Source organism: Paeniglutamicibacter sp. Y32M11, from assembly GCF_019285735.1.
Lineage (GTDB): Bacteria > Actinomycetota > Actinomycetes > Actinomycetales > Micrococcaceae > Paeniglutamicibacter.
Genome location: NZ_CP079107.1, coordinates 3,518,272 through 3,542,069, shown reverse-complemented (window position 1 = coordinate 3,542,069; position 23,798 = coordinate 3,518,272). Strand labels below are relative to the sequence as shown.

Genomic DNA, 23,798 nt, shown 5'->3' with positions numbered 1-23,798 from the left:
GTGTTTAGCTAGTACTACTTCTTCAGGTGGTCAACCAGCGTGGAGGCGATACCGGTGTAGGACCCGGGGGTCAGTGCCAGCAGGCGTGCCTCGGCCTCGGAAGAGAGACCCAGGGAGGAAACGAATTCCTGCATGCGGGCCGAATCCACGCGCTGTCCGCGGGTCAGGTCCTTGAGGCGTTCGTACGGGTTTTCCATGCCGTTAACACCGGCGATGGCCTCGGCGCGCATCACCATCTGGATGGCTTCGCCAAGCACCTCCCAGTTGTGGTCCAGGTCGTTGGCCAGCACGGCTTCGGCAACGTCAAGGCGGTCAAGGCCCTTGGCGACATTCGAGATGGCCAGCAACGAGTGGCCGAAGGCCGTGCCGATGTTGCGCTGGGAGGAGGAATCGGTGAGGTCGCGCTGCCAACGGCTGGTCACCAGGGTGGAGCCGAGGGTGTCGAGCAGGCCGTTGGAGATCTCCAGGTTAGCTTCGGCATTTTCGAAGCGAATCGGGTTGACCTTGTGCGGCATGGTCGAGGAGCCGGTGGCACCCTCGACCGGGATCTGTGCGAAGTAGCCGATGGAGATGTAGCTCCACACATCGGTGCACAGGTTGTGCAGGATCCGGTTGAAGCGCGCCATGTCGGCGTACAACTCGGCCTGCCAATCGTGGGATTCGATTTGGGTGGTCAGTGGGTTCCAGCTCAGGCCCAAGCCTTCAACGAAGGAGCGCGAGACATCCTGCCACTGCGCGGACGGAACCGAAGCGTAATGGGCGGCGTAGGTGCCGGTGGCGCCGTTGATCTTGCCGAGGAATTCGGTCTTTTCGATGCGGTCCAGCTGGCGGGTCAGGCGCCAAGCCAACACGGCCAGTTCCTTGCCCAGGGTGGTTGGGGTGGCCGGCTGGCCGTGGGTGCGCGAGAGCATCGGCACTTCACGGGATTCTTCGGCCATGGCGGTGATCTGTGCGACCAGCGCGCGGGCTGCGGGCAGCCACACGTTCATGACCGCATCCTTGATACCCAGAGCGTAGGAGAGGTTATTGATGTCCTCGGAGGTGCAACCGAAGTGAACCAGAGCGGTGAGGTTGGCAATGCCAATGCCCTCGAGGCGGCGGCCGATGTAGTACTCCACTGCCTTCACATCGTGCACCGTGATGGCTTCGATTTCGGCCAGCTCGGCGACGGAGGCGGCGTTGAAGTCGGTGACGATCTTGCGCAGTGAGCTGCGCTGGGCGGCGGAGAGCGGGGAGGTGCCCGGAAGCACGGAGTTATCGGTCAAGTGGAGCAACCACTCGACTTCCACGTGGACACGGTCGCGGTTCAGTGCCGCTTCGGAGAGGTGGTCGACCAAGGGAGCAACTGCTGCACGGTAACGACCGTCCAGGGCACCAAGGGCGAGGGGTTCGGATGCAAGTGAAATGCGCGCGGAATCAGCCATGATGCCCATTCTTTCATGATTCACCCCACCTACCCTCAGCGGGTGACGGCCAACACGTCGCAGAAGCGTTAATAGACCGCCTTGCGCCGTTATCCACACGCTGCATTGCACCGAGGTTTCGAGGCTCCCGACCGGTGTCACGGTTGGTTCTAACGAACCGTTGGGTGGTTCGGGTTTAACACGGAAGGACACGGTGAGACGGAGCCATGTTGGAAGCAATTGCCGACGAAATGCTGATGCGTGTAGTGGCCACACAGGCGGCCGTCTATCGTGCCCGCGGGCAACTCGAGCAGGTGCTGCATCTGCAGTGGGAGTCACCCGCGGGGCGGGCCTTTAGGGATCGTGCCGCGGAGCTTGCCGGAAAGATCACCGAATTGGACGGCAGGTTGGAGGCCGCCCGAGCAGAAATTTGGGCAGCGCGCGCAGATCTTGCGCAGCTGGAATCGAGCATCCTTTCCGGCTTGGGACCCCTGGGTCCCATCGTGAGCCCCGGCGGGCTGCCGCGCGGACTACTTGACGCTCTCTGAGCCGGAGGGAACCGCGGCCATGGGATATGAAGTGCGTGGTGGACCCGGATCCATCAAGTATTCGATTGACGAACTCGAACGAACGCACTCGATGCTGGTGCGAGCGGGGAGCGAGCTGGCCGATGGCGTGACCTATTTGGCCAGTGCACCTCGCGTTCCGGCCGCGGTACTGGCACTGGGCACATTCGGCCTGGCGGCACGAGTTCGGGGCGCCGAAGCATCAATCACAGCCACCGGGAACCTCTGTGCACAAAGCGCCAGAGAAACCGGAATCATGGCAGCGAAGGTCAGCACCGCTCGGATGATCTATGAGGACTCGGAGCAATCGGCGGTTGCCGCGGTACGTTCGGCCCACGATGACCTGGCGCCGTTGGCCATCATGATGGGGGATCTGGCAACCAACAAGGGGCGGCCGCGAACTCAAACCACCGAGGACCTGATCAACCAGCTACCTGGCTACTTGGGCTTCCCACTGGAAATGTTTGGCGACATCGAGCATGGAGGAATTTTTTCAACTCCCTTTCCGCAGCGCTTTTATCCGCTGTTGACCTCATATCTGAAAGACCAGAACCTGATCAACCTGAATCCGATCGAGGTGATTGGGCAGAGTCAAGAACGCGTGATCGATTTTGAGGGATCCATTCAGACCTTGACTCATTTGCAGAATCTTGCCGAGGCGGAGCCCCCGGGGAGCGTCTTGGTGACCCGTTTCCAGGCCCCCGCCGGTCCGCTCTACATTCTTTCGATCCCCGGAACACAAACGGCGCCACTGAAGGACATGCAAACGATCGTTCGCCAGGTCCGGAGTGGGGACAGTGAGGGATGGGGAAATCCTTGGGACGGAACCGGGATCATCGAGGGCATGGGCAATGAATCGAAGAATCTCATGCCCTCCATCGAAGAATCACTCAAGAGATCGGGAGCGCAAGACGGCGATCGCGTCATCGTCACCGGATACAGTCAGGGCGGCATCCACGCGGTAAACATCGTGAACGACGAGCGCCTGAAGAAGCTCTACCGGTTCTCCTATCTATCAACCTTTGGCTCTCCTACGGGAAACGTTCCGGTTCCGCCCGATACCCAGGCCCTACATGTAGAAGACAAGAACGATCCGGTGCCGGGGACCGACGGAGCCAGAAACCCCGATGAAAAGAACAGGCTGACCGTCATTTTTGATGGCCCCGATCGAACTCTTCAGCTGGGAAACGACGGATTTGGTGAGGCGCATAAGTTGAAGAACTATGAGTCGCACGCCAAGGAATTGGAAGGTAGCTCGGATCCTGGCGTCGTTGAATCCTTGGGGCTGCTGGGATCGTTATTGGGGCGCTCGCCTCGGGGGAGAACTCGATCCTTCCAATTGGCGCGCGAGCCCAAGCCGCGGATCAAGGTCCCGGCCCCGAACTCAAAACGCGACAGACTAGCCAAGATCACTCCACGACACTAAGCGTGCACCAGAGATCTCAGCTCCCCGCGTGGCCCTAACGTTTGGACGGCGAGAACCATCCCAACAGGGCAGAGACGATGGAAATAATCACTGCACCAATGACGGCGTCCCAGAAGAAGGTGCCCACGTGTAACCCGATGGGGAGGTACTGGGTGAGCCAAGAGGTCAGAAGCAGCATTGCCGCGTTGATGATCAGCGTGAACAAGCCCAGCGTCAGGCAGGTGATGGGCGTTGATAGCAGGCTCACGATGGGCCGGACCACGGCGTTGACCAATCCGAAGACCAGTCCCACCACGAGGTAGGCCAAAACCACGCCGAGGTTCGCGTCCATGGACGGTGCCGAGGTGACGGTAATGCCCGGAACAATCCAGGCAGCTGCGGCTAGGGCTAGGGCGTTAATGACGACCCGGAAGAGAAACGCAATCATGGATTCCATACTCGCATACCCACCGTGGAGGTAACTGTGCAAAAACTTGATTTTCAGGAGGTTGGCAGATTTGAAAAACGGAGGGGCAATGGGACGCGTTCAACCGATAGGCTGTGGTCATGACCACCGAAAACACTTCGCCCCACGATCCGGTTCAGCCTCGCACCGTCATTGGTCGGATGCCGAAATACGCTGCGGGTAAGCCGCCGCGTGAGGTGCCGGGCCTGGAATCGTTTAAGCTCTCCTCAAATGAGAATCCGCTCCCGCCGCTTCCGGAGGTCGTAGCCGCGATTCATGCTCAGCTGGATTTCAACCGGTATCCGGATCCGCTGTCCACGAAGCTACGAAATGCTCTGAGCGAATTTTTATCCGTTCCGGCCGACGATGTTGTCACGGGTGCCGGATCCTTGGGTGCACTCACGCAGATCCTGGCCACCTTTGCCGGTCAGGACGATGACGGTGTGCAGGACGAAGTGATCTTTGCCTGGCGTTCCTTTGAGGCCTATCCGATCGTGGTTCAGACAGCTGGCGCGCTTCCGGTGCGGGTGCCCCTGCGCGACGGTGGACGCCACGACCTAGACGCCATGGCTGCTGCGGTCAATGAGCGCACCTCGGTGATCCTGCTTTGCACACCTAACAACCCCACCGGCCCGGCGCTGCACCGTGCCGAAGTTGAGGCTTTCATCCACAAGGTGCCCTCCAACGTACTGATCGTCATCGACGAGGCCTACATGGAGTTTGTGCGCGATCCGGAGGTGGTGGACGGGATCGAGATGTACCGCAAATACGCCAATGTTGTGGTGCTGCGGACCTTCTCGAAGGCCCATGGACTGGCTAACCTTCGTGTCGGGTACTCGGTTTCGCACCCGGAAATCACTGCGGAACTTCGCATAGCCGCCACGGCCTTTGCCGTGTCTTCGATCGCGGAAGATGCCGCGGTAGCCTCGCTTGCCCACTACGACAAGGTTGTCGAAAGGGTACAAAAGATCGTCGACGAGCGCACTCGTGTCGTTGCGGGCCTCCGCCAGCTGGGATGGAACATTCCCGCGGCCGACGGCAACTTTGTGTGGCTTCCATTGGGTCCTGATACGGCCGAGTTCGTGGAGCTTGCCGCGGGGAACGCCCTCTCGGTGCGTGGCTTTGAAGGCGATGGAGTCCGGGTGACTATCGGTGAGGTTGAAGCCAACACCCGTCTCCTCGAACTTTGTGGGAACTATCCAAAAGGCACGAAGCTTTCCTAGGTAGGGATAAGTCGTGGTTTGCGGCTTCCCACCGCTAGGCTAGAACAGATAATCCCGCTATATGCCCGATGCGGAATATATTCCGTATCGGGCATATTTCATGTACGTAAGGACGCCCTCGGTATGACCAACACCGTGCACGAGACCTCGGAGCAAGCGCTGGTACAGCTCCTTACCCCGAGGGGGAACGTCGCTCGAATGCCGAGTACGACAGCTTCATTCAGGATGTGGACGCCGAAATGTTGCGTGGGTTCTACCGCGACATGGCGCTGACCCGCCGTTTTGATCAGGAAGCTACGGCTCTGCAGCGCCAGGGACAGCTAGCTCTGTGGGTCCCGCTGCGTGGGCAGGAAGCCGCGCAGATCGGCTCGGGCCGCGCCACGCGTCCCAACGATTACATCTTCCCCACCTACCGCGAACACGGCGTTGCGCTGACCCGCAACGTGGACTTCCCACAAATGCTGAGGATCTTCCGCGGCATCTCCAACGGTGGTTGGGATCCGCGGGAAAACAACTTCCACATGTACACCATGGTGCTGGCGGCGCAGATGCCTCATGCCACCGGATATGCCATGGGTGTCCAGCGTGACCAGGCCGGCTGGGATGCCGAACGCCTGGAAAAGGACGGAACCGCTGTTGTTGCTTACTTCGGTGATGGTTCCTCCAGCGAGGGCGAAGTCCATGAGTCAATGGTCTTTGCCGCCAGCTTTAATTCTCCGGTGGTCTTCTTCTGCCAGAACAATCAGTGGGCCATCTCCGTTCCCTTCCACGTCCAGTCCAAGGTGGCTCTGGCCGAGCGCGCCGCTGGCTACGGATTCCCGGGGATCCGGGTCGACGGCAATGACGTCTTGGCAGTTCTGGCCGTCACTCGCTGGGCTCTTGACCGTGCTCGTCGCGGCGAAGGTCCGGTCCTCATCGAGGCAGTTACCTATCGGATGAGTGCGCACACCACGGCCGATGATCCGACGAAGTACCGGCTCGATGCCGACGAGCAGGCCTGGGTGACACGGGATCCGATGCTCCGTTTGGAAAAGCACCTGCGGGACAACCAGCTGGCCGATGACGCATTCTTCGAACAGGTTGTTATCGACGGCAATCAGATGGCCACTCGCGTGCGTGAAGAAGCGATGGCGTTCCCCGATCCGGAACTCTCCCAATCCTTCGCCAACGTTTATGCCGAGGCACACCCCTTGATCCAGGAAGAGCTGAAATGGCACTTGGAATACGAGGCTGGATTCGCCGATAACACCGAGGAAGGGGCCACCCGATGAGCACCACCACGATGACTTTGGCCAAGGCCATTACCGCCGGACTTGATGCCGTCTTGGCTGCCAATCCCAAGTCACTGCTCATAGGCGAAGACATTGGACGCCTTGGCGGCGTTTACCGCGTCACCGACGGCCTTATTAATACCTACGGTCCCGACCGCGTGATCGACTCCCCACTGGGCGAGGCCGGAATCGTCGGCACCAGCATTGGAATGGCGATTCGCGGCTACTCGCCGATCGCCGAGATCCAATTTGATGGTTTTGTCTTCCCCGCGTTTAACCAGATCACCACGCAGCTGGCCAAGATGCGCGCCCGCTCCGAGGGCCGCTTCGGCGCCCCGGTCGTCATCCGCATCCCGTATGGCGGTGGCATCGGTTCCATCGAGCACCACTCGGAATCACCCGAAGCCCTCTTTGCCCACACCGCGGGTCTGCGCATTATGGCACCGTCCAATGCGCATGATGCCTACTGGATGATTCAGCAGGCAGCAGCCTGCCAGGACCCGGTCATCTTCTTCGAACCCAAGCGCCGTTACTGGCTCAAGGGTGAGGTTGATACCGAAAACCCGGCCGCCGACGCCTTCAAAGCCCAGGTCATCCGCCCCGGCGACGATGCCACCATCGTCACCTACGGCCCGCTGGTCCCCGTTGCCCTAGCCGCTGCCGAGGCGGCACGCGAGGACGGACGCAGCGTGGAGGTCATTGACCTGCGCTCGGTCTCGCCGATCGATTTTGACACCATCACCGAATCGGTGGAAAAGACCGGCCGACTCATCATTACCCATGAGGCTCCGACCTTCGGTGGCATTGGTGGAGAGATTGCTGCCCGCGTTTCCGAACGCGCCTTCCTGTCCTTGGAAGCCCCGGTCATTCGTGTTGGCGGATTCCACATGCCCTACCCGGTGGCCAAGGTCGAAGAACAGTACCTGCCGGATATCGACAAAGTCCTCGAAGCACTCGATCGGTCCTTCGCCTACTAATCATTGGTGAGCACTCGCGCCACCGAAACGCATCAGCATTGTTCTAAAAGGAGTCAGAGGATGAGCACCTTCAACCTTCCCGATGTCGGCGAAGGCCTCACCGAGGCCGAAATTGTCACGTGGAAAGTCAAGCCCGGTGACACCGTTGTGGTGAACCAGGTCTTCGTCGAGATCGAAACGGCAAAGTCGCTGGTCGAGCTGCCCAGCCCCTACGCCGGTGTGGTCAGCGAACTTCATGCCGCCGAGGGTGAAACGCTGGCCGTTGGCACACCACTGTTCAGCGTCACGGAGGCCGGTTCCACCCCTGCACCGATGCACAACGTGCCGGACGTGGCGGAAATCGCCGAATCCGACACCCCGGTGGCCAGCGAGGAACCAGGTCCGCTGGTCGGCTCCGGCCCCAAGGCCGACGCCGTCAAGCGCCGTGCCCGCGTCTCCCGTCCGGCTGTCGGAAAGTCAGGCAAAACCGCGGCACAATCCGGAGGCTCCCCGGTGATCCCGGCGGCGCTGTCCGATACTATTTCGCGCCGCGCCAGCGAATTTTCTCAGGCATCAACCCGCCTCACCGCTGCAGCCAAGCCAGCCGTCGCGGCGTTTGTTGACCGGGTACTGGCCAAGCCGCCGGTGCGCAAGGTCGCCAAGGAACTCGGTGTGGATCTGCGTCAGGTCATCGGTACCGGTGGACAGGGCGAGATCACGCGCGATGACGTGCTGTCCTACAAGGGTCAGCGCGAGGTAGAACGCGACGCGGCCCCGACCTTCTGGTCACCGCAGGGTGTGGAGCTGGACTCGCGCATCGTGCGCACCCCGGTTCGTGGCATTCGTAAGGCCACCGCCAAGGCCATGGTCGAGTCGGCCTTCAGCGCCCCGCACGTATCAATCTTTGTTGACGTGGATGCCTCACGCACCATGGAGTATGTGGCCCGCTTGAAGAAGAGCCGCGACTTCGAAGGCATCAAGGTTTCTCCGTTGCTGGTCCTGGCCAAGGCCGTCATTTGGGCAGCAGCGCGGAACCCCTCGGTGAACGCCTCGTGGGTTCCCACGGAAACTGGTGCCGAGATCCAGACCAAGCACTTCATGAACCTGGGCATCGCAGCCGCCACCCCGCGTGGTCTGCTGGTACCCAACATCAAGGAAGCGCAGGATCTGTCCATGCGCGAACTGGCGATCGCCCTGAACGATTTGGCCGAAACCGCCCGCGCCGGCAAAACGTCCCCGGCCGACATGACCGGCGGCACGCTGACGGTGACCAATATTGGTGTGCTCGGCATTGATACCGGAACCCCGATCATCAATCCGGGCGAGGTAGCCATTGTTGCCTTCGGTACCATCAAGCAAAAGCCGTGGGTTGTTGACGGTGCTGTGGTTCCGCGCTGGATCACCACCTTGGGTGGTTCCTTCGATCACCGGGTGGTGGATGGGGATCTGTCCGCTCGCTTCATGGCGGACGTCGCCTCCATCATGCAGGAGCCCGCACTCCTGCTGGACTGATAGTTATCATGTTGTGATGCCCGGTACGTCACCGGGCATCACGCGGTGGACATAACAGGGGTACTGGCACCTTCCGGCAAATCGTCGGAGCCAGAGCCCAAGGAGCACACCGTGAGGAACGCACCGAAATTATCTACCCTCTCCACCCACCCACCATTCCGCCGACGCCGACTCCTGTTGGCCATCGGCGCGGTGGCCTCCGCGCTACTGATTGGCGGCACGGGAATAACCCCGGCCTTCACCGCGCCCGGCACCGCCCCGGCAGTTGCCAACGCGCCGGCAACATCTATCAACACCTCGGACTGGCAAACCTTCGACAAATCCGGGATCGCCTTCGAGTATCCCGCTGACTGGGCCATCGTGCCCTACACCTGCGACGGCTGCGAGGTGGATGATCCGCCGCTGCCGGAAAACGAGTACTCGGCGTGGAACATCGTGGATCAGAACGGTGTGTTGGTAGCCAACGTGTTCCCAAACTTCGTGGGGGACACCGACGGGAACATGGGTATCTATAGTCGCACCGACCTGGACACCGCCGTGGTCCAGGGGATCGACTACGAGCCGACCAGCTTGGTCTTCGAACACGTGCGGATCGATTATTCGCAGGGGGAACCGACGGTAACCGAACGGAAGGCACAGCAAGCGACACTGATGCTTTCCGCGGATGCGAACCTGGCGACGCGTGATCAGAACCCCTTCCTCGTGTACTTCCATCCGCGGGCAGAAGTAGCAACCTGGATTCAAACCACGCCGGAGTTTATGGAAACCGGTGGCATGGATAAGAACCACGTTTCCAAGGGCAAGGCCAAGCAGTTTATGAAGACCGAGAGTTACCAAAGCATGAAGACGGTTTTGCTTTCGGTTCGGGCGAGCTCCTTCTAGGTCTCATCACCCGAGGTGCCTCGTCCGCGCCGATGGAGATGTCGGCGCCGACGACGGCGGATGTCGACGCGATTATGTCCAGAGTCGGGACTGCTGATTAACTGTCTTGCGTGTTGGAACAATCAAATAGACGCCCGGCACCGATACAGCGTGTCATGCGCGCATCGGATGGTCCTTCCGCGCGCCTTGGCGAGTCTGCACTCGATGGGGCACAGTGGGATCGTTATCGATGTCCGATTTGGCACTCGCGCCCAGGAGACCACCGATGAGTAATGGCCCCGAAGTGAGAACCCCCGCCAGGCCGACGGTTGTGGCCAGGGCTGTTGGCGTCGCCTCGCTACTGTGCACACTCTTGGTCTCCGGATGCGCAGAGATCGCGCCGTGGGTACCGCAGGATTCGCGCACCGTGGACTCGACCCCCATCGGACCTCCGCAAGATCCGTCCGAACAACGTACGGCGGGGGACAGCGGTACATCGACGACCAGTGCGTCCCCGAACCCTGAGAAGCAGATCAACACCGCGGACTGGAAGACTTTCACCACCCAAGGCCTGAGCTTCAAATACCCTCCCGACTGGAACATCGAGGAGGATGACTGCCGCGACTGCAACGCCACGGCCAAGCCGCTGGCCGACCCGTTCACCAAGTGGGATATCGAGGACGCCCACGGCAACGAGATCGCCGAGTTCCGCGCCGATTCTGCCACCGGCACCGACGGGGACATCAGCACCTACCAGCGCACCGTGCTGGAGTCCACGCCCGTGGAGGCGAACTTCCTCGCCCCCGCTGCGGTGGTTTTCGAACACTTCGTCTTGCACACTCCCGGCAAGGATCCGGAACAAAAGGTGCTGCTGATGCTTAATGATGCCGCAGCAACCGAGGTGCGTGAGGCGAACCCCGCACTGAGCTTCTTCCGCCCCAAAAAAGACTTTAGCGCCCAGCTCACCAGTTCCGATGACCTGGCCGAGGAACTGGGATTCAACGATGACCAGGTGAGCCTCGCTGCCGCTCGGAAGATCATGCAGAGCCGGGACTACCGCTTGCTACGGGAAGTGATGCTCAGCATGGACGTGGAGAAGTAGCATGGAAACACAGGCAACTACCGAGCCGACGCGGAAGAACCGAGTGAATCACGAACTGTATTTAAAGATCTGTGGGTTGAGCACACCCGAGACGGTGGCCGCTGCCGTTGCGGCCGGGGCGAACGCCGTGGGCTTCGTCTTCGCCCCCGGCAGTCCACGCACCGTCGGCCCCGACCTTGCCAAGGAACTTATCGCGAACGTCCCGGGACACATCGAAACGGTGGGAGTCTTCCGTAACCAGCCGGTGGACGAGGTACTCGAGCTGGCCCGCCGCTCGGGTGTTGACACCGTGCAATTGCACGGGGACGAAACTGTCGCGGACAGTGAAAGGGTGCAAGCCCAGGGCTTTGGCATTTTGCGGGCCATGAGTATTAATAGCTACCGCGCGCTCGATGATGCTCAGCGTTCACGCTGGGAAACCGGCAGGATTCTGCTTGATGCTGTTGAACCCGGCGCGGGGGTCACCTTTGACGCCGCTGACCTTGTTGACGCACCGCCAGCTGGTAGCTGGATCCTGGCCGGAGGTTTGAACCCGGGAAACGTGGCGCACTTGGTGGCGACGCTGCACCCGGCCGGAGTGGACGTGTCCTCGGGGGTGGAGTCCAGCCGCGGCATCAAGGATAGTGAACTGATTCGGGGCTTCATTACCGCGGCACGCTCGGCCACCGACAGCACGTCTTAAACCCGTCAACGCCCGCGAACTCGTGCCCTACGTCACCAATGCGGGCGAGGAAATGCGCGACTAATACCTAAAAGCTCCTAATCGAGCCGGAACATGTATTTCCCATAAGTAATCTTTGCGTCCTAATCTGGCAGTGGTGCACATCCGTGTCCCACGACCGGAGGGTGGACGACGTGGAAGTACGTCAAATGCGTTACTTCATTGCCGTGGCCGAGGAAAAGCACTTTGGTCGCGCTGCTCAACGTTTGCACATGGCTCAGCCCCCGCTCTCCCAGCAAATCAAGGGGCTCGAGGAACAGCTGGGTACCCAGCTGTTGGTCCGTACCACCCGCAAGGTTGATCTCACCGCGGCCGGTGAATTGCTCCTGGCCCGGGCCAGGTTACTGCTGGCCGAAATCGATAAGCTCGAACAAGACGTGAAGCTCGTGGGTCAGGGTGCCAGCGGGGTGCTGCGGGTCGGGGTTTCCGGCACCGCCACCTACCGATTAATGCCCATGATCGTGCAAGCGGCCCGGGTCCACATGCCCGGATTGCGCCTGAACGTTCAGGGGGAGATGCTCACCCCCGAAATGGAAATCGCCTTGGAAGAACAACGTGTGGATGTCGCAGTGTTGCGCCCACCGATCCGTTCAAACCAACTGAGCCTGAAGTTCCTAGAAAAAGACGAACTCGTGGTTGCCCTGCCCGAAGACCACGAGCTGGCCTCTCGAGGGTTGCTGGATCTCTCGGACCTCGCCGAGGAACCCTTCATTACCTACCCGCTGACCTCCGCGGTTAACACCATCTCCATAGAGGCCTGTCGTCAGGCGGGTTTCAGCCCCCACATTGTTCAAGAAACCCAGGAAACCTCGACCCTGTTGTCATTTGTCGCGGCGGGGATGGGTGTCGCCTTGGTCCCCACTGCCCGGCGCATGTTTGCGCTACAGGGCATCGTCTTCCGCCAGTTGCGCAACGCGCCGGCGGTCGATCTTGCGGTCGCTTGGAAAACAGATAACGAAACTGCTCTGCTGAAAAAGTTCTTGGACCTCTTTGAGGCTCCAGCCCCCACGGAAGGAAACCCGGCGTGAAGATCCTACGCATCGAAGCGATTCCCTACTCGATTCCCTATAACCATGCGCTGAAATTCGCTAGCGGTCAGGTCACTGACGCCGAACATGTTTTGGTGCGGATCCACACCGACGAGGGACTCGTCGGGGAGGCAGACGCACCGCCGCGTCCGTACACCTATGGCGAAACCCAAGAATCAATCATCACCATCATCGAGAGCATCTTTGCTCCGCAGATCATCGGACTTGATCCCTTTGACCGCGGCAAGATTCACGAAATTATGGCCCGCACGATTCACAACCAGGTGGCCAAGGGTGCGCTGGACATCGCCCTGTGGGACCTGATGGGTAAGGCGCTGGGCACCCCGGTTCACAAGCTGCTCGGTGGCTACACCGACTCGATGCGCGTTTCACACATGCTCGGTTTCCGGCCGGCCCAGGAGCTGCTCGACGAAGCGCTGCGCTTCGGCGAGGAATACGGAATTACCACCTTCAAATTGAAGGTGGGGCGTCGCCCGCTGGCCCTCGACATCGAGGCCTGCCACGTCTTGCGCGCCGGACTTGGCGACGAGGTTGAGCTCTACCTCGATGCCAACCGCGGTTGGAGCGCCAACGAGGCCATGGAGGTGCTGCGCCGCACCGAGGGTCTGGGGCTGACTGCCCTGGAAGAGCCGTGTGATGCGAAGGAGGCCATGAGCCGCCGTCGTCTCGTGGAGAATTCCCCGATCCCCATCGTGGGCGATGAATCGGTGCCCACCGCGGGAGACGTTTCACGCGAACTGCTCTCCGGCGGCTCGAACGCGATTTGCATCAAGACCGCCCGCAGCGGATTCACCGAGGCGACAGAGATCCTGGGCTTGTGCACCGGTCTAGGTGTGGACGTCACCATGGGAAACCAGATCGACACGCAGGTTGGATCCTTGGCCACCGTCACCTTTGGTGCCGCCCACGAGGCCACCACCCGCCGTGCCGGTGAGCTGTCCAACTTCTTGGACATGGCGGATGATCTCTTGGCAGACCCCATCCGCATCAGTGGCGGCCGCATTTCGGTGCGCAACGTGCCAGGTGTCGGCGCTGGCATCGATGAAGCCAAGCTCGCCCGATACCGTCAGAACTAGAAATTCCTACCTCGAAGCCCTCACAGGAGACGTAATGATATTCCTCGCCCGCATGGACGTAACCTTTCCGGCCCACCTGACGCAAGAGCAGATCACAGATTTTACTGCTCGCGAGAAGGAATACTCAGGTGGCCTCCAGCGCAGTGGCAAGATGGTCGGCATCTGGCGCATCGTTGGCGAATATGCCAACCACTCGATCTTTGACGTTGAGTCCAATGACGAACTGCACCAGATCCTCAGTGGCTTCCCGATGTACGCCTACATGAAGATCAAGATCACGCCGCTGGCCAAACACCCTAACTCGATCCGCTAGACGGACCGGCGATACGATCGCCGAGAGAACACCCTGGCCATGGGCCGCATCATCACGATGCGGCCCATGGCCATTTTGGGTGCTACGGACAGAGAATTACGCGTCGAATGCTTATTTGATGGGAAGCGGCGTCCGTCGAGAGCAAACTAAGATGTTTCACGTATGAATAGCGTCGAAAAAAGTATTTCCCTCTTCTCAATAAGAGGCATAGATTGAATGCATACCAAGTCGCTGTGACAGTCATCACCGCATCATGTGACATCGAACCAGCGCATCAACACCCCTCCAGCAGGAGATAGAAGGAGTAACTCGTGAGCACCGAAACCACCGCCAGTGCAGCCGCCTCAGGTAACGCAGCGACCGATCGTTTCCGCCAGTCCGGAAAGACTGCCTCCATCGCCGCCGATGTCGAGCGCGTCAATCTCTTGGCCAGCAAGCTGATCAAGGCAGCCAATGACATTGTCCTCGAAGAGCGCGTGAGCTACGACGAGTTCAATGCCCTGAAGGCTTGGCTGATCCAGGTCGGCGAAGATGGCGAATGGCCGTTGTTCATGGACGTATGGCTCGAGCACTCGGTCGAGGAAGTCGCCACCGATCACCGCGAGGGCAACAAGGGCTCCATCGAGGGCCCGTACTACATCCCTGAGTCGCCGGAGCAGAAGTCCCCGGCCACCATCTCCATGCGAGAAGACGAGCAGGGCACCCCGTTGCTCTTCCAGGGCCAGGTCCGTTCCACCGACGGCAGCGCGCTGTCCAACGCCAAGATCGAACTGTGGCACGCCGACGAAGAGGGCTTCTACTCGCAGTTCGCGCCGAATATTCCGGAGTGGAACCTGCGCGGCAGCTTCATTGCCGACGAGGAGGGCAACTTCCAGATCAACACCATGCAGCCCGCCCCGTACCAGATCCCGACCGACGGAGCCTGCGGACAGCTGATCGCCGCCGCCGGCTGGCACGCCTGGCGTCCGGCTCACCTGCACCTGAAGGTTTCCGCCCCGGGCCACGAACTGCTCACCGCCCAGCTGTACTTCCCGGGCGACGCACACAACGACGACGACATCGCGACCGCGGTGAAGCCGGAACTGCTGCTCGAAATCAAGCCAGCCACCGAAGGCTCCGGCGTGCAGACCACTTACGACTTCGTGCTTGACCCCGAAGCCAAGTAGGTCCTTACCACCTCGTTACGGCGGGGCTCCACGGAGAACATCCGGGGACCCCGCCGTTGTCGTACCACCGCATAGCAGTGATGCCGCGCGCGGCGTCACTGCCGGGTACCAGCGCAGGGTGCCAATCACCTCTGTCTCCCGGTACCTCCACGCGAAAGTGAACTCGAAATGTCCCAGGAAACCATGTTGAGCCCGTTGAACACGAGTGATCTTCGTAGCGCCTTTGGTCAGTTTGCCAGCGGCGTCACGATAGTGACCACGCAGGGGACCGACGGCAACCCTTACGGGGCCATGGTGACTGCGTTCGTCGCGGTGTCACTGGATCCGCCGCTGGCGCAGATCACCCTGACGCGCAGCTCACGGGCGGCGAAGCACTTAGACGGGTCGGCCTTCGCCATCAACATCCTTGCGGCAGACCAACTAGGGATCGCCAAGCACTTCGCCGGCGATGCAGGCGAAAACGAGCCCCAATGGATGCTCAACGGAAATGTGCCGGTGTTGGTGGGCAACGCAGCCACGCTGGAATGCCGGGCATGGAACAACTATGACGGCGGTGACCACATCATCGTGGTCGGCGAAGTTTGCTCGCTCACGGTGGGACAAACCGACCCTCTGCTTTTCCACGAGGGCGCGTTCCACCGCCTGGGTGAGCCTCTGGAAGGCCACCGGGATGGCAGCTGGTTCGCCGGCGCCACGAACTTTCAGTCGTTGATCCGGTAACACCCGCGCCGCGTTCCACGACGAAGCGAAGCACCCAACACCTCACTGATCAATCCATGCACTACTTGGCCACCAAGGAGAACACCATGTTTATTTCAACACGGCGAAAGACCGCAGGAGAACACCGGTCCGCGACCAACTTGCGAACCACTGCTGACACCGTCCAGGAATCGAACCACTGGGCCTGGACCGGTTGGATGCCCGAAATGGAGCGCGAACTTTCGCAACCCACACTGCAGTCCAGCGAACACTTCACCTCACTGCTTGCCGCCTAAAACTTTCGTCCCAAGCACCACGGAAATTTGCGAGAGGCCCCGGACAGCAACGACGCTGTCCGGGGCCTCTCGCGTGTTTAATCCCGGTCTCCCGCCGCTCGCCGACTCAATGCAGCGCCGCAAGAAACTCCATTGCGTCTGCCGCCACCTCTTCCGGGCATTCCCAGAGGATCAAGTGACCCGAGTCCGGATAAACCTTCAGGACCGACCCCGCGATGCGAGCGGCCAGGGTCTGCTCGTCGGCCAGTGATAGCAGGTGGTCGTGCCCGCCCCACAGGATCAGTGTGGGTGCATCAATGGTTCCAGATTCGGTGGGCGGAGTGGCCTCACACAGCCCATCTAGGATGGCCCGCCACACGTGTGCGGGCATCCTGGTTCCGTCATCTACGCGGTCATCGATGAACCATGCGGGAACCTCGTGCAGCAGCGGGAACCACGAGAACGATTCGCGGACCCACGCCACACTGACGGGATCCGTCAGGGCCTCGACCTTCTCCGTGAAGTCGGGCCGCCTCCGCAAGCTCAGGGGTGCGCCCACCAACACCAGTGCCGCGACACACTCCGGGTAGCCCACGGCCAGCGCCTGGGCCACATATCCGCCGCTCGAGGAGCCGAGGACGAATGCCCGGGGAACGTCTAGGGCCGCGAGAATTGCAGCGGCATCCGCGGCTTGTTCGGCCAGAGCATAGCCGTCGACCGGCTTGTCCGCATCCCCCTGGCCGCGCAGGTCCGGCGCGTAGATCCTGAAGCTGCCCAGCAGGGGCGCCAATCGGTCGAAGCTTTCGAAGGATTCTCCCCACGCATGGAGCAACAACAGCGGCCTGGCATCCGCGTCTCCGTCGATGAAACACGGCAATTCAATGCCCGTGGCGAGTCTGAGCTTCCTGACCTCGGATCCCATGGTTTCAGGCTACGCCCACAAGCCCTTGCTGCCCATGCTTAGCGCTCGTTGTCCCGGTACCGTGCGGCAAGCTCGGTGCGTGTGCTGACCCCGAGCTTCGCGTAGATCCTGGTCAAGTGGTACTGGACCGTCTTGGAACCGATGAACAGCTCCTCCGCGGCCTTTTTATTGCTGGCCCCGGCGCAGACAAGATCGGCGACGGCCTTTTCCTGGGAGGTGAGCGATGACCAATCGGCCGGATCGCGGCGCGGAACGCTGATGCCCGTCGCTTGTAACTCTCGGTTGCAGCGATCGATGTAGATGGCAGCGCCCAATTGCGTGAAACCAGCCAGTGCCCGGGTCAGTGGACCCGCAGCATCCGCGCGTTTCCCAGACCTGCGCAGGGATTGCCCATAGGCGTACTCCACGTGGGCCCGCAAGACCGGAAGCGTGAGGCCCTGCAACAAGGCCAGGGCCTCCTCGAAGGCGGCGCGTGCACCGTTCTGGTCACCGCGCGCGCCACAGATCTGACCACGCACCACCAAACACCGTGCCACGGAGGAACGGTGCTTGCGTTGGCGGGCCACCTCCTCAAACGGATCCAGGAACGCCTCTGCTTCCTCCAATCGGTCCTTGCGTACCAGCGCATCGGCGTAGGTGTCCTGCCATGGCCAGAAACCGGGTTCGTCAATGCCCCCAGTACGGTCAAAGGTCAGCATGGGTTCGAGTGCCAGGAGCACTTCGTCATAGTCGGCTCTGGCCCTGGCCGCCGCCGCCCTAGCCATGCGGTAGGGCACCTGCATGACTTCGTAGCTTCCGGTCCGTGCCCAGGCCTTGGCCAGATGGGCCTCGACCTCTTCGCGTTCCCCGCGCATGGAGTGGATCAGGACAGCGGTGTGGTGCAGCAAGGGGCTGACCAATTCGATTCCGGAGCGCTCCTGAATCAGGACGCCAGCTCGCACCGTTTCCAAAGCCTGATCCCAATCGCCGGCGGAAAATTCGGCTCGGGCAAGCCAACCCCTGGCCCACAGGGCAATGCGGTGGGAACCCTCGGAGTAATCCGTGGAGCTGGAACTGGCTAATTCATGGCGAGCCAGTTCTATTTGATCCCCGGCGATATGTAACCAACCCATGGCCATTTCGGCGCGTTGGCGCTGGGCTCCGGTGGGCAGGGTTTTCAGTAGGTTGGCGAGCATTTCCTCGCCCTCCCGGCTTTGGCCCAGCATGCCCAAGCCCAGACCGTGAATCACGGAGGCCTCCACGGCCACGGTGCTTCCGGTCGGGGCGAGTTCCCGAGTTTTTGCCGCCCAGCTGGATAAGAGACGACCGTCGAGCTTGCACAGGGAATGAAGGACTCGGCGTTGGGCGACGGTCGCCATGATTCTGGTTAACGAGGATTCCTTGGCACCTGTCCACGAGCTGGTGAGCCAGCGGTCGGCGGTGTTGGCTCGGCCCTGGAGGATGGCAATGTACCCGGATAGTAGATCGCGTTCGGGGCTGGCCGGTAGGCTTGCCAGCTCGTCGGAGAAGGCCAGAGCGCTGGGCAAATCGCCGGCTGCCACCGTGGCATCCACTGCCCGCAGAAAAAGCGGTTCGCGTTGTGTAGGCTCGGGCTCCAGGCTGGCGGCCCGATGCAGGGCAACTGCTGCAGCTGCCCATGCGCTCTTCCGCGACTGCTTTTCCGCATAAAGTTCCAGCTGGTGCGACAGCGCCGGGTCAGAGAGCAAGGTGGCATCGGCGCGGTGAGCCAGGGCCTCGCCCTCGTCGTCGCTCAGGGTTGCCGCGGCGCCGTGCAAGGCTAGTCGCCGCGAGAGTGGGATCAGATGATAAATGGCCATCTGTTCTAGAGGACCGGGGAACACCAGCGTGAGGTTCCCACCGCTGCCGGCCACCGATACCAATCCGGAGGCCACACATTTTTCAACCAGCGGCAAGGGGTCATCCGCTTTGGTGAGCTCCACCACGGCGTCCAGCCTGACTCCGGGTTGAAGTATGGCGGCCGCCTCGATCAGCGAACGGGCGGCGTCGGAGACACCGCTTAATCGCGTGGCGGCTTCGGCGCTGAGCGCCCGGGGAGCCGGAAAACGATGGTTGAGGTGGTTCCATGTTTCGTCAGGATTTTCCCGAATGAGGTTCAGGACGGTATGGATATTGCCGCCGGTATAGGTGGCCAGCTGATCGGCGGCGGCGGCGGAAAGTTCCACGCCGAGCCGGGTATTGGAAATTTCCTTTAGTGCCGCGGGGCTGGGCGGATCCAACTCAAGGGTGGTGCTGTTGGGCGTCCTAATCAGTTCCTCGGCGCCGGGCGGCAGGAACGCGGCATCCTCCTGTCGGAGGGTGAGAATCAGCAGTACGCGTTCACCACGCAGTCGACGCCAGGCGAAGAGCAAGGCAGCGAGGGAATGGGTATCGGCCCACTGCAGGTTTTCCACCAGGAAGATACCCGGGCGCTTACCCACGGCCTTGAGGAAGGCCATCAGTCGCTCGGGAAGTGACACTCCCTCGGCGATGTTAGAGGTATCAAGCATTTCCTGCAGGGCGGATCCTGGCAGGTCTTGTTCCCAACGCGCGCCGGCGGAGGAGAAGGACGCCACGTGCTTGTTGTTTTCCATGAAGCGCCGCACCGTGGTGCTTTTGCCGCACCCCGAGGGGCCCTGCACCACCACCAGTTGAGGCGCTCCACCTTCGGCAGACTGCAGCAATCGAGCCAAAAGCGCCGTTGCTCGTTGTTGATCCATGGATCCGCGACTACCAACCTTTCAATGTAAATAGCCGGGGCCGCGTGAACAACGACGTTCACGCGGCCCCCTGATCGCCGGGGTTCAACCTCGGGACGTGGTACTTATTTTGCGACAGTAGCCGATTCCGCGGCGAGCGTCGCCAAATGGGTTTCGGAATTGCGCAGCGGCACAAAGGCTGTCACCAGTGCACCAACAATAGCAACCGCTGCAAAGACGTAGAAGGCGATGTGGTTCTGCACTCCCGCGGCAATCAGCAGCCCGCCAATCAATGGTCCGAAGATGCCACCGAGACGGCCGAATCCGGCACACCAGGCCACACCGGCGCCGCGTGCGGCGGCGTTGTAGTAGTTAGATACAAACCCGTAGATCAGCACCTGGGTGCCGATGGTACCCACGCCCGCCACGGCCACCAAGGCCAGCAGGATGCCGAAGGGTAGGTGCAGCGTCAGCATGACCATGGCCACCGCGGCCAAGAAGAACGTTGTGGAAACCACGCGCTTGGCACCAACACGGTCGGCACCCACGGAGGCAATCAATCCGCCAAAGACGGCACCGGCATTAAGCACCAGCAGGAAGGCCAGTGAGTAGGACTTGCCGTAGCCGAAGGTGGACATGATCTGCGGCAACCAGGTGTTCAGGCCATAGGTCAGCATCAAGCCGGCGAAGCTCATCAGGCCCAGCAGCAGAGTGGGCAGGGCGTACTTCTTGGAAGCCAGGGCACGGAAACCGATCTTCGTCTCGGGGACCACCGGCGCCAAAACATGGGCGCCACCGGTCGAGGCGGGAGCGATGATCGGGACACCGGTGCGCAGCGAAACGGCCTGGGCTTGCTCGGTGCGGCCGCGGGCCATGAGCCATTCGGGAGACTCGGGCAGCTTCACCAAAGCCATTGGCAGCAGGAAGAGCAAAGGAGTTGCACCGATGAGGAAAAGCCCGCGCCAGCCGACGTGGTCCAGCAGTACGATGGCCAGCAAGGAGGCCAAGACGCCGCCCACCGGGACACCGGAGTACACGATGGCGTTGTAGTAGTTGCGCTTGCCCTTGGGGGCGAATTCGGCAACAACGGCACCGGCGGTGGCAACCAAGGCCCCGACGCCGAGGCCGGTGAAGAAGCGCAGGCCGCCAAAGGCCGTGACAGTGGTGGCCAAGGACGTCAGCGCCATACCCACGGAGAACCAGATGATGCCCGCAATCATGATTTTGCGGCGGCCGAGGTAGTCACCGATCGCGCCGGTCACCAGAGCACCGACCATGACACCAAAGAGTGCCCAGCTGCCCAGTAGGCCCGCCGTGGCCGGGCCGATCGCGCCGAGCTGGGTTGGGTCGTTGAGCAAGGTCGAGACGACGGTGCCGTAGACAACCAGATCGTATCCATCAAAGATCAGGGCGATCGCCGCGATGGTGACGACCCAGTGGACGGTGGTTTTTTGCTTCAGGGTGGCGCTTGACTGCGGTGATTTCACGATGTGCTCCGTTTAACTTATGGGCCCAGTGCGCACGACGGTGTGCGGTTTTTGGGCACGAACAAGTACCGCAAATTATGGCTTGCGGGGGTGTTAGCCGTGACCTAAGGAAATTCGGGTCACTGACCGTGGAACTGCAAGGGGTGGAACCTGTTCGGGGCGGCGGGTGTGCCGCCCCGAACGTCAGGGTAATAAAGGGGGAACGGCTCTAGCCGAGGTCCCCGCCTGCCACCGGCAAGGTGCTGCCGGTGATGTAGGAGGCCTCATCGGAGGCTAGGAACGCGATGGGACCTGCCTGTTCGTCGAGGGTTCCGTAGCGCTTGAGCAGGGTGGAATCGATGGTCTGGTCCACGATCTGCTGGTACCAGGCCTTCTCCTGCTCGCCCTCGGGGGAGGGACCGCGCTTGACTTGGCGTTCGGGTGCTTCGGTGCCGCCGGGCGCGGTGGCCACCACACGGATTCCGTGGGCTGCCCCCTCCATGGCCAGGGCCGAGGTGATGGCCTTAACCCCACCCTTGGCTCCGGCATACGGGACCCGGTTGAGTCCGCGGGTTGCCACCGATGAAACGTTCACGATGGTGCCGGATGAGGCCTTGATCATTTCGGGGAACGCCGCACGGCACATCCACAGGGTCGGGAAGAGCGAACGCTGGATCTCCTTGCCGATTTCCTCCGGGGAGTAGTGCTCAAACGGCTTGGCCCAGATGGTGCCGCCAACGTTGTTGATCAGCACATCAATGCGGCCATACTCGTTCACCGCGGCGCTCACCGCCGACAACGCGCCCTCAAAGACCTCGAGGTCGGCCGTCACACTCAGGGCACTCACTCCGTGGCTACGCAATCCCTCGGCCACGTCGTGGACCAGGGGAGAGCGGTCCACCAGGACCAATGACCCACCCTCGGCGGCAATCCGCCGAGCCACGGCCCAGCCGATGCCCTGTGCGGCACCGGTGATCAGAACAACCTTGGAGGCGAAGCGGTCCGCATGGAAGGAGAGCGGTAACCCTGCCTCTGCCGTCACGTTCACGCCCTGCTCTGGCGTGCTCATGCGATGGGGTTCTTGGTCGCGGCTGCCATGGTGGCCTTGGCATGCTCGTTGTGGGAGATGATGGCCTTGCGGGCTTCGGCCAGGTCCTGATTCTCGAACGCGGAAACGATGGCCAGGTGATCGGCGTCGACGGCTCCGTCGATCCAGTGCTCCCGGCGCAATACCTTGGCCATGATGGCAGGAACCTCGAGGCGGTTGTACGCCTGGAGCAGGTGTTCGTTGCCAACGCATTTGAACAGGAACTGGTGGAAGGCCTCGTTGGTGACGGTGAAGGCCTCGGAACTGACAAACTTCTCGCCATCCAAAGTCTTGCCGGCCAACTCGGCCAGGACCTTGAACTCAACAAGCTGCTCGGGCGTCAGCTTGCCCATGGTTAGTTCAACGATGGCCAATTCCAGGGCCATGCGGGCGTCGAACTGCGCCTCGAACGAGGCGTGCTCCTCGCCGATCTCGTAGGCCGGCAAGGAAGCGGGAGCCGCTTCGGTGACCGCTGCTGGAGCCTCGGCGGCCTCTGCCGCCGGGGCGTCGGTTGCGGCGGGGGTCACGGCCAGCGCGAACTTCTCGAAGTAGAAGTTTTGAGGCTTCAGGCCTTCGGCCTCGAGGTGGCGGCGGACGCCCTCAACCATCGGCGGGGGACCGCAGAGGTAGATATCCACGTCGCCCTCGGCCAGGTGGTGCGGCTCGAAGTGGTTGGTGACGTAGCCCTTCTTTTCCGCGGCGCTGTTCGGGTCTCCGACCACGGTGTCGAAGGTGAAGCCGGTGATGCGCGACTTGTAGTTCTCAAGCACATCAAGCTCAACCAGATCGGTGTCGGTGTTGACGCCGTAGATCAGGTGGGTCGGGTGGGGAGTCTCCATGCCCGAGAGCTTTTCCAAGATGGCCAGCAGCGGGGCCAGTCCGGTGCCGCCGGCGAGTAGCAGCGACGTGCGCTTGGGATCACGCAGGAAGAAGCTACCCATCGGCCCGGTGAAGTTGATCGTATCCCCAACTGCCGCAACGTCGCGCATGTAGGTGGACATCCGTCCGCCGTCGGTGATGCGGATCAAGAAGGAGAGGGTGGAGATATCCGGGCCAGAGCTGAAGGAGTACGAGCGGGTCTGACCATTGGAGCCGGGAACTTCGATGTTCACGTACTGGCCGGGCAGGAAGGAGAGCTCGTCGCGGTTCTCGATCTCGAGGTTAAACGCGTAGGTCGTTTCGGAGAGACGGCGGATCTCGGTCAGCGTCGAGGAGTAGGTGGTGGCGGTCGTCTTGGCGACATCCGAGGTGGTGGGGATCTGCAGCACGAGGTCCGATTCCGGGACCATCTGGCACGGGAGGCAGAAGCCCTTTTCGGCTTCGTCGTCGGTCAGTGCTTCCTCGATGTAGTCACCGCCGTCGAACTTGCCGGATTCGCAGAAAGCCTTGCAGGTACCGCAGGCGCCGTCGCGGCAGTCCAGCGGGATATTGATCCGTGCCTTGTAGGAGGCGTCGGCGACGGTTTCACGGGGTCCAACTTTGATGAACCTGGTGATACCGTCCTCGAAAGCGAGGGCAACCTGGTAGGTCATGAGGGGGCTCTTTTCAAGAAATGGGGGCTGG

The 23,798-nt window shown here is 61.5% G+C and carries 21 protein-coding genes and 1 pseudogene; 15 read left to right on the top strand and 7 right to left on the bottom strand.

The features are described from left to right. Nucleotides 1-14: 14 nt before the first annotated feature. Nucleotides 15-1,424, bottom strand: a complete 1,410-nt coding sequence (purB, locus tag KUF55_RS15725) for an adenylosuccinate lyase (RefSeq protein WP_218817214.1) — start codon at nt 1,422-1,424, stop codon at nt 15-17. A gap of 206 nt (nt 1,425-1,630) precedes the next feature. Here purB and KUF55_RS15720 point away from each other — a divergent pair, with 206 nt between their 5' ends. Further along, the gene (locus KUF55_RS15720; protein ID WP_218817213.1) at nt 1,631-1,951 is read left to right on the top strand and encodes a hypothetical protein; all 321 of its coding nucleotides are present in this window, start codon (nt 1,631-1,633) and stop codon (nt 1,949-1,951) included. A gap of 19 nt (nt 1,952-1,970) precedes the next feature. Further along, the gene (locus KUF55_RS15715) at nt 1,971-3,395 is read left to right on the top strand and encodes a hypothetical protein (RefSeq protein ID WP_218817212.1); all 1,425 of its coding nucleotides are present in this window, start codon (nt 1,971-1,973) and stop codon (nt 3,393-3,395) included. A 34-nt stretch (nt 3,396-3,429) separates the two neighbouring features. Here the strand turns inward: KUF55_RS15715 and KUF55_RS15710 are convergent, their stop codons facing one another. After that, nucleotides 3,430-3,831, bottom strand: a complete 402-nt coding sequence (locus tag KUF55_RS15710; protein ID WP_218817211.1) for a phage holin family protein — start codon at nt 3,829-3,831, stop codon at nt 3,430-3,432. Nucleotides 3,832-3,941: 110 nt separating this feature from the next. Here KUF55_RS15710 and KUF55_RS15705 point away from each other — a divergent pair, with 110 nt between their 5' ends. The 13 genes and pseudogenes from KUF55_RS15705 (at nt 3,942) to KUF55_RS15645 (ending at nt 16,085) form a co-directional block, all read left to right on the top strand. Next, nucleotides 3,942-5,063, top strand: coding sequence for a histidinol-phosphate transaminase (locus tag KUF55_RS15705; protein WP_218817210.1), 1,122 nt, complete (start codon nt 3,942-3,944; stop codon nt 5,061-5,063). A gap of 176 nt (nt 5,064-5,239) precedes the next feature. Further along, nucleotides 5,240-6,334: pseudogene (gene pdhA, locus KUF55_RS15700) on the top strand (pyruvate dehydrogenase (acetyl-transferring) E1 component subunit alpha); the annotation flags it as partial. Continuing rightward, a complete protein-coding gene (locus KUF55_RS15695) occupies nt 6,331-7,311 on the top strand; it encodes an alpha-ketoacid dehydrogenase subunit beta (RefSeq protein WP_132359828.1) in 981 nt (326 codons plus the stop codon). The pseudogene pdhA and the gene KUF55_RS15695, both read left to right, overlap by 4 nt. Before the next feature lie 60 nt (nt 7,312-7,371). After that, nucleotides 7,372-8,802 carry a dihydrolipoamide acetyltransferase family protein gene (locus KUF55_RS15690; protein ID WP_168150581.1) on the top strand — a complete coding sequence of 477 codons (1,431 nt, stop codon included), beginning with the start codon at nt 7,372-7,374 and terminating at the stop codon, nt 8,800-8,802. 111 nt (nt 8,803-8,913) lie between these two features. Next, complete coding sequence (locus tag KUF55_RS15685) at nt 8,914-9,684, top strand: hypothetical protein (protein ID WP_218817209.1); 771 nt, start codon at nt 8,914-8,916, stop codon at nt 9,682-9,684. A 265-nt stretch (nt 9,685-9,949) separates the two neighbouring features. Continuing rightward, a complete protein-coding gene (locus KUF55_RS15680; RefSeq protein ID WP_218817208.1) occupies nt 9,950-10,765 on the top strand; it encodes a hypothetical protein in 816 nt (271 codons plus the stop codon). A gap of 76 nt (nt 10,766-10,841) precedes the next feature. Continuing rightward, entirely contained in the window at nt 10,842-11,447 is a 606-nt protein-coding gene (locus KUF55_RS15675; protein ID WP_255557106.1) for a phosphoribosylanthranilate isomerase, read from the top strand. Between the two features lie 173 nt (nt 11,448-11,620). Further along, entirely contained in the window at nt 11,621-12,514 is an 894-nt protein-coding gene (locus KUF55_RS15670) for a LysR substrate-binding domain-containing protein (protein WP_255557105.1), read from the top strand. After that, nucleotides 12,511-13,611 carry an enolase C-terminal domain-like protein gene (locus tag KUF55_RS15665; protein WP_218817207.1) on the top strand — a complete coding sequence of 367 codons (1,101 nt, stop codon included), beginning with the start codon at nt 12,511-12,513 and terminating at the stop codon, nt 13,609-13,611. The genes KUF55_RS15670 and KUF55_RS15665 overlap by 4 nt, the downstream gene beginning before the upstream one ends. A gap of 34 nt (nt 13,612-13,645) precedes the next feature. Beyond that, a complete protein-coding gene (gene catC / locus KUF55_RS15660; RefSeq protein WP_218817206.1) occupies nt 13,646-13,924 on the top strand; it encodes a muconolactone Delta-isomerase in 279 nt (92 codons plus the stop codon). A 311-nt stretch (nt 13,925-14,235) separates the two neighbouring features. Next, nucleotides 14,236-15,090, top strand: coding sequence for a catechol 1,2-dioxygenase (gene catA / locus KUF55_RS15655; protein WP_218817205.1), 855 nt, complete (start codon nt 14,236-14,238; stop codon nt 15,088-15,090). A gap of 168 nt (nt 15,091-15,258) precedes the next feature. Then, nucleotides 15,259-15,810 carry a flavin reductase family protein gene (locus tag KUF55_RS15650; RefSeq protein WP_218817204.1) on the top strand — a complete coding sequence of 184 codons (552 nt, stop codon included), beginning with the start codon at nt 15,259-15,261 and terminating at the stop codon, nt 15,808-15,810. An 86-nt stretch (nt 15,811-15,896) separates the two neighbouring features. Further along, complete coding sequence (locus tag KUF55_RS15645) at nt 15,897-16,085, top strand: hypothetical protein (protein ID WP_218817203.1); 189 nt, start codon at nt 15,897-15,899, stop codon at nt 16,083-16,085. 106 nt (nt 16,086-16,191) lie between these two features. Here the strand turns inward: KUF55_RS15645 and KUF55_RS15640 are convergent, their stop codons facing one another. The 5 genes from KUF55_RS15640 to benC form a co-directional block, all read right to left on the bottom strand. After that, nucleotides 16,192-16,986 carry an alpha/beta fold hydrolase gene (locus tag KUF55_RS15640; RefSeq protein ID WP_218817202.1) on the bottom strand — a complete coding sequence of 265 codons (795 nt, stop codon included), beginning with the start codon at nt 16,984-16,986 and terminating at the stop codon, nt 16,192-16,194. A 38-nt stretch (nt 16,987-17,024) separates the two neighbouring features. After that, nucleotides 17,025-19,703, bottom strand: a complete 2,679-nt coding sequence (locus tag KUF55_RS15635; protein ID WP_218817201.1) for a LuxR family transcriptional regulator — start codon at nt 19,701-19,703, stop codon at nt 17,025-17,027. A 104-nt stretch (nt 19,704-19,807) separates the two neighbouring features. Then, the gene (locus KUF55_RS15630; protein WP_255557104.1) at nt 19,808-21,169 is read right to left on the bottom strand and encodes an aromatic acid/H+ symport family MFS transporter; all 1,362 of its coding nucleotides are present in this window, start codon (nt 21,167-21,169) and stop codon (nt 19,808-19,810) included. Between the two features lie 208 nt (nt 21,170-21,377). After that, on the bottom strand, nt 21,378-22,217 hold the full coding sequence (locus tag KUF55_RS15625) for a 1,6-dihydroxycyclohexa-2,4-diene-1-carboxylate dehydrogenase (protein ID WP_218817200.1): 840 nt from the start codon (nt 22,215-22,217) through the stop codon (nt 21,378-21,380). After that, nucleotides 22,214-23,767 carry a benzoate 1,2-dioxygenase electron transfer component BenC gene (benC, locus tag KUF55_RS15620; RefSeq protein WP_218817199.1) on the bottom strand — a complete coding sequence of 518 codons (1,554 nt, stop codon included), beginning with the start codon at nt 23,765-23,767 and terminating at the stop codon, nt 22,214-22,216. Before benC ends, KUF55_RS15625 begins: the two co-directional genes overlap by 4 nt. Nucleotides 23,768-23,798 lie beyond the last annotated feature (31 nt).